A 12,960-nucleotide genomic window follows, 5' to 3' on the forward strand; every position below is an offset into this window, starting at 1 on the left:
CGCCGCGTTTGATGCAACTGCGTACGCTGTTGCTGAGCGTTACCAGCCGAAACCGGCACCCACGCCGATCGAGCTGTCGTCGCCGCTCAGCGCACCGCCCACGGTCAACGTGGCGCGCGGGCTGATCGCACGCTGGTAGCCCACCGACAACGCCGACTCGCCGTTCTGGAAACCGACGCCGGCACCGACGCGGTTCTGCGAGGCGATACCGGCCACGCTGGCGGACATGTTCAACATCGCCGAGCTCATCGCGCCCTGACGATCCAGACGACGGTTCTGCCGACGCAGACGGTCTTCGATATCGCCCTGATAGCTTTCGAAGCTGTCGGCCATCGCGCTGTAGCGGCTGTCGGTGTAGCTGTTGGCCGTAGCAATACCGCCATCCAACTGGCCCTTGTTCACCGCATCGGTGGCGCGCGTACCGGCCGCCACATTGGCCACCTGTCGCTCGCCGCCGACACTGCCCACCGACACCGTGTTGGCGCGGTCGGCGACCGAGCCCTGACCCAACGCGACCGCACCCTGTGCACTGGCACGTGCGCCCTGGCCGATAGCGGTACCGGATGCGGCGCTGACCTGCGCACCCTCGCCCATCGCCACCGCATTGGTGGCCACCGCTGCAATCTGCGTGTTGGCGCCGACCGCCGTACTGCCGTCGGCATTGACGCGCGCATTGCTGCCGATGGCGGTGTCGTTGGGGCCGTGCGCGTAAGCGCTGCCGCCAATCGCGGTGCCGGTGACATGGTTGGCCACAGCCGCTGTGCCCACCGCCGTCGAGGTTGCCGCCGGCGTGATGCTGCCGACCACCGCTGCCGTCGGTGTGCCCTGCACGCCGGCAGTCGCAGTGGCGGTGCTGACGTTGCTTGCCGCATCGCTAGCAGCAGGTGCAGCGACAGCCGGCACCGTGGCAGTCCGCAGTGATGCCGTGGTGCTGGCAACCGCAGTGCCACCACGTGCATCCAGTTGGGTGACCTTGGTGTCCAGCGCGGTCAATGCCGCGCCCACGTTGTTGTAGCTGGCGCCCTGAATCACGTAGGTCGGCGCAACGAAGACGCCTTGCGCGCCGATCGCCGCACCGCCACCAAGGAAGCTGGCGGCATTGCTGAGCGACTGGAACAACTGACCGCCATTGATGGCATCGCTGCTGGCATCGGCAATCGCGCCGGCGCCCACGTTGACGATGCGACGCGTTGCCGGACCACCGCGGCCATTGCCGCTACCCACCGACACCGTATTGGCCTCGTAGGTGCGCGAACCCGAGCCCAGCGCCACCGAATCGGCGCCGGTTGCACCGGCGTTGGCACCCAACGCCACGCTGTTGACCGCACTCTGGCGGACGAAGGAGTTGTAACCCAGCGCCACGCTCTTCTCGCCAATGGCATTGGTCTGTTGACCCATCGCGGTGCTGTTCATGCCGCTGGCGCTGCTGTCCACGCCCACCGCACTGGCACCAGTGCCGGTGGCGCTGCTGCCGGAAGCAATGGCGACACTGCGTGCACCACTGGCAGTGGCACCGGCACCTGCGGCGGTCGCGCGATCACCGGTTGCCACGGCTACGCCGGTGCCGGTGGTCTTGACCATGCCGCTGGTGGTCTGCACATCGGCCGCCAATGCATCCAGCTGCCCCTTGTTGACGGCATCGCTGGCGGTCTGGCCGTCGCTGACGTTGACGATGCGACGCGTTGCCGGACCACCGCGACCATTGCCGCTACCCACCGACACCGTATTGGCGTCGTAGGTGCGCGAGCCTGAGCCCAAGGCGACCGAATCGGCACCGCTGGCACCGGCATTCGCACCCAGGGCCACCGCATTGCTGCCGCTCTCGCGCACGAAGGAGTTGTAGCCCAGCGCAACGCCATTTTCGCCGATGGAATTGGTCTGACGGCCCATCGCGGTGCTGTTCACGCCGCTGGCGCTGCTATCCACACCCATCGCGCTGGCACCGGTCGCCGACGCGCTGCTGCCGGAAGCGATGGCAACACTGCGTGCACCCGTGGCAACAGCACCCGAGCCGGCAGCCGTGCTGCGCTCGCCGGTTGCGGTGGCCACTGTATCGCCGGTGGTTTTGAACTTGCTGCTGGTGTTCTGCACATCGGCCGACACCGCATCCAGCTGGCCCTTGTTGACCGCATCGGTCGCGGTCTGGCCATCGCTGACATTGACGATGCGACGCGTCGCCGGACCACCGCGGCCATTGCCGCTGCCGATCGACACCGTATCGGCTTCATAGGTGCGCGAACCCGAGCCCAATGCCACCGAATCGGCACCGGTGGCACCGGCGTTGGCACCAAGCGCCACACCGTTGACCGCGCTCTGGCGGACGAAAGAGTTGTAGCCCACCGAGACCGCGTTTTCGCCGATCACATTGACCTGACGACCGACACCGGTGCTGTTGATGCCGGTGGCCGATGCATCCACGCCGATCACGCTGGCGCCGACCGCATCGGCGCGGCTGTTGCCGCCCAGTGCCAGCGTGTTGTTAGCCAACGCCGCAGCGCTTTGGCCCAACGCGGTGGCATTGGTGCCGTCCGCATACGAGTTCCAGCCGATCGCGGTGGTGTAGTCCGCGGTTGCCCACGCACCCGCACCGAAGGCAGCCGCGCCGGTTCCCGAAGCACGTGCCGGGATGAAGCCGAAGAACGTGCTGCCACCGACCGCAACGCTTTCGTCGCCGGTGGCTTCGCTGAACTCACCCACGGCCACCGCGCTGGCGCCGGAGGCCAGCGATGCCGCACCGACGGCGGTACTGTAATCGCTGGACGCCACCGCGCCGTAACCCAGTGCCGACGACAGCCGGCCGCTGGATTCGCTGTAGCCGCCAAATGCCGCGCTGCCGACGTTGGACGCCGCACTGCGGAAGCCCGCAGCGGTGGCCTGGTTGTCCGATGCCACTGCCTCGCTGCCGAGCGCGGTGGTGTAGGTGGAGCTTGCCTGCGCGCCAGCGCCATTTGCGGTGGCGCCGATAGCGCTGGCCTGCGCATTGCTGCCGAATGCGCTGCTGTTTTCGGCCAACGCCTGCGCGTTGCTGCCGACCGCTGCGGCACTGGTGCCGCTCGCCAGCGCATTCAAGCCGACTGCGGTGGCCGCATCGGCCACTGCCTGTGCACCTGCGCCCAATGCAGTGGTGCCGGTGGCGGTGGCGTTGGCGCCCTCGCCTGCAGCCAATGCGTTATCGCCTGCGACGTACGCACCGGCATCGCTGTCGTCGCTGCCGCTGGCCTGGAAGTACTTGCTGGTGGTTGCTCCGGCTTCGGCAACCGCATTGAGCTGATCCAGATTCACCGCATCGGTACCCTGGGTGCCGGCCGCCACGTTGGTGATCTGACGCTCGTTGCCGGCGCTACCGACGGACACCGCAAAGTCGCGATCGGCGACCGAATCGGCACCCAATGCCACGCTGCTTTCGCCGGTGGATTCGGCAAAGTTACCCAACGCGGTGCTGTTGAGGCCCGGTGCCCATGCAGCGCCACCCACGGCGGTGGAGAAATCACCGGAAGCTTCGGTCGGCAACAGGCCGAGCAAGGCGCCGCCGACCGATACGCTGTTGTAGCCGCTGGCCACACTGCCCTGACCGGCTGCAACGCTGTAAGCACCAGTGGCGGTGGCGTCGCTGCCGACGGCGACCGTGTTGGAGCCGCTGGCGGTGCTGAAGTTACCCAAGGCGGTGCTGTTGAAACCGCTCGCGGTGGAATACCCACCGACGGCAGTGGCGTAATTGGCCGTCGCCTGTGCGCCGAAGCCGAGCGCCGCAGCGGTGGTGCCGTCGGCGACGCTTTCTGCGCCGATTGCCGTGGCCGATTCGCCGCTGGCGCTGGCGAAGTAACCCATCGCGGTGGATTCGCTGCCCTGTGCCTCGCTCAGCGCACCAACCGCCAGCGAGCCATCGCCATATGCGCCTGCCGCTGCACCGAGCGCGGTGCTCTGCGCACCGGCTGCTTCGCTCTCGCCACCCACGGCCACGGCATAGTCGCCGCTGGCCTGGCTGAAGGCGCCGTTGGACACGCTGCCGAAGCCGCTGGCTGCTGCGTTGTAACCGGCGGCATTGGCGTACTGCGCCGTTGCGTTGGCGCCGCTGCCAATGGCCACTGCACCGATCGCGGTGGCATTGCTGCTGGCGCCGAACGCGCTGCTGTAATCGCCTTCGGCGGTGGCATTGGAACCGGCCGCCGTTGCATCTTCGCCCTGTGCGACGGCAGTGCCGTCGCCGGTGCCTGCATACAGGCGCGCGGTGGTTTCGGCGGTGCCGGCCACTGCGTTGAGCTGATCCAGATTCACCGCATCGGTGCCTTCGGTACCAGCAGCGACATTGGTGATCTGACGTTCGCCGCCAACGGTACCCACGGAAACCGTGTTGGCGCGATCGGCAACAGCGTTCACGCCAAGCGCAACGCTGTTGTTCACCGCAACTTGCGCACCATCGCCGATCGCAACGCTATCGGTGCCTTCGACGAAGGTGTTGGCACCCAGCGCAAGCGAACGATCGCCGTAAGCATTGGCCTGCGACCCAATCGCAACTGCACGATTGCCGCCGGTGAACGTGGTATCGCCGATGGCAATCGAAGCATCGCCACCTGCGGCCGAGGTGATGCCAACTGCCACGCTGCCTCTGCCATACGCGGTGCTTTCCGCACCGATCGCGGTACTGGTGTCGCCGAACGCCACGCTGGCAAACCCCAGCGCCGTGGATTCAAGCCCGTTGCCGATGCTTTCGAAACCGACCGCAGTCGCACCGCGGCCGAAGGCCACGCTGGTGCTGCCAAGTGCGGTGCCGTAGAAGCCCGACGCGGTGCTGTCTGCGCCCAGCGCAGTGGCATAACGGTCGCTGGCGATGCTGTTGAAACCCACCGCCGTGGCGTTGTTGAAGTTCGCAACTGCACCGCTGCCCACGGCAGTGGTGTTGATGTCCGATGCAATGCTGCTGGAACCCAGCGCAGTGCTGTAATCGGCAAGCGCTGATGCATTGGACCCTGCCGCGACGCTGTCCACGCCTTCGGCAACTGCAGCGCCCTCACCGGTGGCGACGAACGTGCGCGCGGTGGTGGAGGCGACATCGGAGACGGCGGTGAGCTGACCGAGATTCACTGCATCGGTGGCTTCGGTACCGGCAGCGACGCTGGTGATCTGACGCTCTGCGCCGGCCGCGCCGACCGACACGGTGTCGGCGCGCGTGGCGACCGAATTGGCGCCCAGCGCCACCGAGTTGGCGCCGCGTGCGGTGCTGTAGTAGCCCAGCGCCGTGCTCAGCTCACCGCTGGCCCAGGATTCAGGACCGACCGCGGTTGCGCCTTCGCCCGGTGCGTAGGCGAAGTAGCCCACTGCCGTGGCTTCGGTGCCCGATGCCTCGCTCAACGTGCCGACAGCGGTGGTGTAGGTACCCGATGCAATCGCACCGGCGCCGAGCGCAGTGGACGCGTCGCCGCTGGCCTGGGTCTGCACGAAGAAGCCCAGCCCGGGAATCAGATCCACCGGGCCGCCCACGGCCGTGCTGCTGGTGCCGCTGGCGCTGGTCTGGGTGCCGACGGCAGTGGCGTAATCGCCACCGGCGTTGGCCACTGCACCGAATGCCGATGCCTGCGCACCGGCGGCATACGCGCCGACGCCGAACGAGGACGCCGCGAAACCGTCGGCATTGGCGCTGGCGCCGACCGCCGTTCCGCCAACGCCGGCGCTGGTGGCACCGGTGGTGACCGGCACACCGCCATTGGTGATCAACGGCTGGCCATCTTCGTTGACCGCAGCGCCGCCCACGGCCACGCTCGCCGGGCCATTGGCCTGCGCGTTATGGCCGAACGCTGCGCTGTTCTGGCCGGAGGCCAGTGCATTGGCGCCCACGGCCGTTGCGTTCTCGGCGGTGGCATTGGCGCCGGTGCCGAGCGCGGTGGTTGCGGTACCGATCGCATTGGCGGCATCGCCTGCGGCCAGTGCGCTATTGCCATCGACATAGGCGCCGACGCTGTCGTCGCCCGGGCTTGCCTTGAAGAACAGCGCGGTGTCTTCGGCCACATCGGCCACGTCGCGCAGCTGCGCCACATTGACCGCATCGGTGGCGTTGATGCCGGCACCGACGTTGGTGATGCGACGCGTTGCCGGGCCGCCGCGACCATTGCCGCTACCGACCGACACCACGTCGTCTTCGTGAGTACGTGAGCCTGCGCCCAGCGCCACCGAATTGACACCGGTGACGCCGGCATTGGCGCCCAGCGCCACGCCGTTTTCGCCTGCCTGGCGCACAAAACTGTTGTAGCCGATGGCCACGGCGTTTTCGCCGATGGCGTTGGTCTGGCGTCCGATCGCGCTGCTATTCACACCGCTGGCGCTGCTGTCGGCACCGGTAGCGACCGCGCCGGTGGCGCTGGCCGTGCTGCCGGCACCGATGGCGGTCGCCTTGGCGGCGGGTGCAGAGGCACCGCGGCCGACTTCGACCGATTGCGCGTTGGCGGGGAGTGGCGTGACGAATCCGGCGCCGCCGAGCGCCAGGGTGATGGCGGCGGCCAATGCCAGGCTTTGGCGGCGGTCGATGAGCGAGGCTGGAGCAACGGCTCCGGTGCTGTCACCGCTGGCCAATTCCGAGGCCACGGCCCACACACCCAATGACTTGTTCCAGACCTTGCGATAAATCCGATTCATCGACGCACTACTCCTGAGTTGTTGGGACTGGTTTTTGGCGAGCGCCCACCCTCGGAAGGCCTTTCGGCCACGCGATTCCCCGTGGTTGTGCGCGCTATGGGCCTTGCGGCGATGGGCGGCTTGCGCCTGCACCGTGGATAGTCAAAAAGTGAACGCTACCCAACCATAGAACTGCGCGAAGTGTTAACAGTCGTCAAATCCGGCGTCAAGTTTTTGACAGAAAGCGAAGATAAGAGTGCTTTTCGTCACACTTCTGCTTGCTTTTATTAGATTTTTGATAATTCTTTGGAAAACAGCGACCTAGATCATGTCTCTCAAGACATTTCAAAGCTGAATAGCCATGTCTTTTGCAGACAAAAAAACCCGCTGGCGAGACGCCAACGGGCTTGGTTGCGCAAAAACACACCAGGAGTAAGTCAGATGGCCGGTCAGCCCGCTGCGTGTCGGCCGCGGTTGTCCGGCGGCTTCGCCGCTAGCAGCGCTGGATCCATTTGCGCCAAGGAAATGACGACCGCGCCCTGCATCGATGCCAGACGTCGACTCCTTGGCGCGCCAACAGGCTCACGCCGTCGAAGATGGCACCCTCACGTTTGAGCACGTAGGTATCTGCGCGCGGCGCGGTGAAGCGCACCCTCTGGCTCGTGCCGCTACGTATGGAGTCGTTGTCGTCGGCGCTGGGCACTGGGCACGCGGCCCAGTGCGCCATACAGCGACGCCTGCCCACTGCCACCGACGCTGAGAAAGCTCAGTAACTGGCCTGCGGACGCCTGGAAGGTGAGCACACCCGCAGTCCCGGCCCCAGTGGACACGCCGCGCTGGATCGTGCCGTTTTGCAGGACTTGGGCATCCTGCCTGCAGTTCAGATCATCGGCATCGCAACCCCGCATCGCACGTGTCACCGCCGGTGCCGACTATTGCCGTCATGAGTGCGTCGACCGCCTTGGCACCGTCACCGATCGCGTTGGACACAACACCGGCGGCCTCGGTGGTTTGCTCGTTGCTGCTGCCGACGACAAAGCCGAACGCGTTGTAGTCGCACACTGTTGCAACCCCGCCAACCACCACTGCAGACGTATCGATCGCCACCGCATTGCGCCCCACCGCGGTAGCATCGCGCGCCAATTCCGGGCTGCCCGCTCCCAGCGCGCTGGCGCCATCGGCAAGCGCATTGCTTGCTGCCCCCAGAGCAATGGCATCACGCGCGTCGACGAATGGAAGTACGTCGTTGTCGTCTTCGGCATGCATTGCCGCGTTGGACGAGAGCTCCGGCTCCACCGCACTGGCAACCGAACCCGTCGACGCGTCAGCGACAGCCGGTCACTGCGCACAAAGACGTTAGCCATCGACCAAGCTGTACGGCGTCGTCGGACTACGCGCCTGCGCCATTGCGATGAATGTGATGGCACTGCCCGCCAGCACTACGCAGATGGCAACGGCCAGGCCGCGGCACACAGGCAGACGACCCCGCGCCAGCATGTTCGAGATAATCGAATAATGTATCGCCTTATCGGAGGGCGGCCACACTCGAAATTTTCGATATTCTTCATTAAACACTTACCCCCCATTATGGCCTGACGCACGAGAACCGACCTTCAAACACCCAATTGGCGTGCAGCCCCCTGATTTTTTATCGAGCGCAGCAGTGCCCCTTCACCGATATTTACTAGGAAAAAGAAGCGCCCCCGAGTGTGCAGCAGACGTGCGGCGTGTACTGAAGACGTAACGCTCGATGAATTTATTTAACACCCGAAAAACTAAATACGGAGCGCATCACGCACGCAAAAAACCTTTGATGCGAATAACCAGCAACTTTCAAATTTACTTCAAGCGAACCTTATTACCTTTACGAAACCTGGTCGCAACTGCACAGCCAAGTCGGCATGACCAGGCGCGACACCGTGTCGATCGCCGAGTTGCTGGGCCGCGTTGCCGCAACGCACCGCCCGGAACACATGGATAGACCGACCCGTACGCGCCAGCAGCCGGCTAGAACGCACCGAGTGCACGCCTCTTTCAGCGACAGCATCGCCGCACCACTGCATGGCGATGCGCGATGCAACCCAATCCATCCAGACCATCGCGCAGCCACCTTGCGGCACGGTGGCATCAGACCGGGGGCACAAACGAAAACGGCCGTGTGCATCGCTGCACACGGCCGTCAGGGAAACGCGTGACGCGCGCTTAGCGCACGCGGCTCCGGATCACCTCACTCAACCGCACCACACCCGCGCATTACGGAACATCCGCAACCACGGCGAGTCGTCGCCCCAGTCGGCCGGATGCCAACTCAGGTTTGCCGTGCGCGGCGTGCGCTCGGGATGCGGCATCAGGATGGTGGCGCGGCCATCGGTGCTGGTCAGCCCGGTGATGCCGTCCGGCGACCCGTTCGGGTTGAGCGGGTACTGCGATGCCACCGCGCCGTTGCCATCGATGAAACGCAGCGCCACGCGTGCGGCGGCCTGGTCCACGGCAGTCTCGAACTCCGCACGGCCTTCGCCATGCGCCACCGCCACCGGAATCCGCGAGCCCGCCATGCCGCGCAGAAAGATCGACGGCGACTCCACCACTTCCAGCAGCGCGGTGCGCGCTTCGAACTGCTCGCTGCGATTACGAAGGAAACGCGGCCAATGCCCGGCACCGGGAATGATGTCCTTGAGCTGGCTGAGCATCTGGCAGCCGTTGCACACACCCAGCGCGAACGTATCGCTACGTGCGAAAAACGCGGCAAACGCATCGCGCAACGCGGTGCGCTCCAGGATCGAGGTGGCCCAGCCGCGGCCGGCGCCCAGCACGTCGCCGTAGCTGAAACCGCCACAGGCGGCGAAGCCGGAAAATTGCGCCAGATCCACGCGCCCTTCGATCAGGTCGCTCATGTGCACATCGAATGCACTGAACCCGGCGCGCTCGAAGTTGTAGGCCATTTCGATCTGCCCATTGACGCCCTGCTCGCGCAGGATCGCCACCTTGGGCCGCGCGCCGGTCGCCACGAACGGCGCGGCCACATCCTCGGACGGGTCGAACACCAACGTGGGACGCAACCCGGGCGCCTGGAAATCGCGCGCCAGCGCGCGCTCTTCGTCGGCACTGTCGGGGTTGTCGCGCAGCTTCTGCATGGCGTGGGTCACCGACCACCACGCATCGAACAACTCCTCCCAACGCCATTCCGCCAGCACCCGCCCCTGCCCGCTTACCCGCACGCGCGGTGCGCCGGTGGGACGCGCGATACGCTGCGCGCACTCGGTCAGTGCATGGCGTTCGACCAGATCGGCAAACGCAGCGCGATCTTCGCTGGCGATCTGCACCACCGCACCGAGTTCTTCATTGAACAAGCTACGGAACGCGTCGTCGCCCCACGCATCCAGCGTGATATCCAGGCCCTGGCGCGAGGCAAACGCCATCTCGCACAGCGCCGCAAACGCACCGCCATCGCTGCGATCGTGATACGCCAGCAACAGCCCGCTTTCGCGCGCATCGCGGATCAATTCAAAGAAACTGCGCAGCCGTTGTGCGTCCTCCAGATCCGGCACGTCGCCGCCGAACGCCGGCAAGGCCGTATCGTCGGCATACACCTGCGCCAACACCGACCCACCCAGGCGCTGCTTGCCGCCGCCCAGCCCGATCAACCACAGCTCGCTTTCTTCGTCGTTGCGCAACAACGGCGTCAGCTGCGTCCGCACATCGCCGACCGGCGCGAAGGCGCTGATGATCAGCGACACAGGTGAAACACTTTTCAGCGTTTCACCGGGAATGGGGAATCGGGAATCGGGAATGGAAGAAGCGGAGGGCTCTGGCAGTTCACCATTCCCAATTCCCGATTCCCCATTCCCGGCAATCCACTGCGCCTGCATCGACAGCGAGTCCTTACCCACCGGCACGCTGAGCTCCAGCGCCGGGCACAGTTCCATGCCGATCGCACGTACCGCGTCGTACAACAGCGCGTCTTCGCCAGCGTGGCCGGCGGCGGCCATCCAGTTGGCCGACAGCTTGATGCTGTCCAGCGACTGCACCGGAGCGGCGCACAGGTTGGTGATCGCTTCGCCCACCGCCATGCGCGCGGACGCAGCAGCGTTCAACAGCGCCAGCGGCGTGCGCTCGCCGATCGACATCGCCTCGCCGGAAAACGTCTCGAACCCGGCCAGGGTGATCGCGCAGTCGGCCAGCGGCAGCTGCCACGGGCCGATCATCTGTTCGCGCGCGGTCAAGCCACCCACGCTACGGTCGCCGATGGTGACCAGAAAACTCTTGGACGCCACCGTGGGATGCGCCAGCACCCGCAACCCGGCCTGCTGCAGATCCAGCGCCGCCGTCTGCAATACCGGCCACTGTGGCGCCTGCGGATGCACCGCATCGCGATGCATCTTCGGCGCCTTGCCGAACAGCACGTCCATGGGGAGGTCGATGGGGAGCTGGGAATCGGGATTGGGGAATCGGGAATGGTTTGAAGCAGCAGCATCGGCAACCGGCGTGGCGCCGTTGCCATTCCCGATTCCCGATTCCCGATTCCCGGCGTCAAGGACGCCATATCCCACCACCAGCCGCTCCTCGGCCGTGGCGACGCCGACGGCGGCGAACGGGCAGCGTTCGCGGGCGCAGATGGCGGCAAATTCCTGCAGACGCGCCTGCGGCACGCCCAGCACGTAGCGTTCCTGGGATTCGTTGCACCACAGTTCCAGCGGCGACAACGACGGGTCGTCGCTGAGCACGCGGCCCAGGTCGATGATGCCGCCCACGCCGGAGTCGTGCAGCAGCTCGGGAATCGCGTTGGACAGGCCGCCTGCACCCACGTCGTGGAACCAGCGGATTGGGTTGTCGATGCCCAGCGCCACGCAGCGGTCGATGACCTCCTGGCAGCGGCGCTCCATCTCCGGGTTCTCGCGCTGCACGCTGGCGAAATCCAGCGCCTCGGCACTGTCGCCGGCGGCCACCGAACTGGCCGCACCACCGCCCAGGCCGATCAGCATCGCCGGGCCGCCCAGCACGATCACCGCATCGCCCGGCTGCAGGCGCAGCTTTTCGACCTGATTGCGATCGATCGCGCCCAGACCACCGGCCAGCATGATCGGCTTGTCGTAGGCGCGGGTCAGGCCCGGGCCTTCGGCCAGTTCGAAGCTGCGGAAGTACCCGAGCAGATTCGGCCGGCCGAATTCGTTGTTGAACGCGGCGCCGCCCAGCGGGCCGTCGAGCATGATGTCCAGGGCCGGAGCCATGCGCGGATTCAGCGCGCGCGGCGATTCCCACGGCTGCGGCAGGGTCGGAATACGCAGGTGCGACACCGTGAAACCGGTCAGGCCGGCCTTGGGCTTGCCGCCGCGGCCGGTGGCGCCTTCGTCGCGGATCTCGCCACCGGCACCGGTGGCCGCACCGGGAAACGGCGCGATCGCGGTCGGGTGATTATGCGTTTCCACCTTGATGGCGAATGCCGACGGCAGCACCGCTTCGCTGCGGTACTGGCCGGTGGCCGGATCCGGGCGATAGCGCGCGGCCGGCACGCCTTCCACCACCGCCGCATTGTCGCTATAGGCCGACAAGGTGTGTTGCGGGGTCTGCTGGTGGGTGTGCTTGATCATGCGGAACAGCGAGCGTTCCTGCGGCTTGCCGTCGATGGTCCAGCTGGCGTTGAAGATCTTGTGCCGGCAGTGCTCGGAATTGGCCTGCGCAAACATCATCAGCTCGACATCAGCCGGGTCGCGCCCCAGTTCGGCGAAGCGCTCGCGCAGGTAGTCGATCTCGTCCTGCGCCAGGGCCAGGCCCAGGTCGCGGTTGGCCTGCTCCAGCCCATCCAGCGGCACGCGCTGCAAATGGCCCGGGTCGGGCACGTTGAACAGCGCCTCGGCGGCGGCGGCCGAGCCGAGCAGCGATTGCGTCATCGGGTCGTGCAGCAGCTTGGCCACGGCGCCCCTGGTAGCTGCGTCGTCCGGCCAACCGACCAGATCGATGCGGGTGCCGCGCTCTACGCGCTGGATCGGCTGCCCGGCACCGCGCACCAGTTCGGTGGCCTTGCTCGACCACGGCGACAGCGTGCCCAGACGCGGCACCACGTAATGCGAGGACGCCTGTTCGTCGCGCGGCGCGGGGTCCGCTTCGGCCTGCAGGATCCGCTGCAAGGTGGCCTGATCGGGCGACTGCCCGGCCTCGGCGCGGATGAAATACACGTGCCAGGCGCCGGTAATGCGCAGCGCGGGGACGAGGGTTTGCAGGCGGGTTTCGAGCCGAGCGCGGCGGAACGGCGAAAGGGCGGAAGCGCCCTCGAGGACCATCATGTCCGGGGAACCGTGTCAGAAACGGGGCCGATCATTGTAGCGGAGGTTGGTCGATGCGGGCCGGGATTGGGGA

General features: G+C 66.3%; 3 protein-coding genes and 1 pseudogene. All 4 read right to left on the reverse strand.

Annotated features, from left to right (window positions below; all coding sequences use genetic code 11):
- Positions 1-39: 39 nt before the first annotated feature.
- The 4 genes and pseudogenes from RQH86_RS19890 to purL all read right to left on the reverse strand — a co-directional run bounded on the left by RQH86_RS19890 (position 40) and on the right by purL (position 12,887).
- Positions 40-6,627 carry an ESPR-type extended signal peptide-containing protein gene (locus RQH86_RS19890; RefSeq protein WP_311239520.1) on the reverse strand — a complete coding sequence of 2,196 codons (6,588 nt, stop codon included), beginning with the start codon at positions 6,625-6,627 and terminating at the stop codon, positions 40-42.
- Between the two features lie 544 nt (positions 6,628-7,171).
- Positions 7,172-7,529: pseudogene (locus RQH86_RS19895) on the reverse strand (PPC domain-containing protein); the annotation flags it as partial.
- Positions 7,492-7,872 carry a hypothetical protein gene (locus RQH86_RS19900; protein ID WP_311239521.1) on the reverse strand — a complete coding sequence of 127 codons (381 nt, stop codon included), beginning with the start codon at positions 7,870-7,872 and terminating at the stop codon, positions 7,492-7,494. The pseudogene RQH86_RS19895 and the gene RQH86_RS19900, both read right to left, overlap by 38 nt.
- A 965-nt stretch (positions 7,873-8,837) precedes the next feature.
- On the reverse strand, positions 8,838-12,887 hold the full coding sequence (gene purL / locus RQH86_RS19905) for a phosphoribosylformylglycinamidine synthase (protein WP_311260655.1): 4,050 nt from the start codon (positions 12,885-12,887) through the stop codon (positions 8,838-8,840).
- Positions 12,888-12,960: the final 73 nt, after the last annotated feature.

Source organism: Xanthomonas sp. WCS2018Noco2-27, assembly GCF_031843525.1.
GTDB lineage: Bacteria > Pseudomonadota > Gammaproteobacteria > Xanthomonadales > Xanthomonadaceae > Xanthomonas.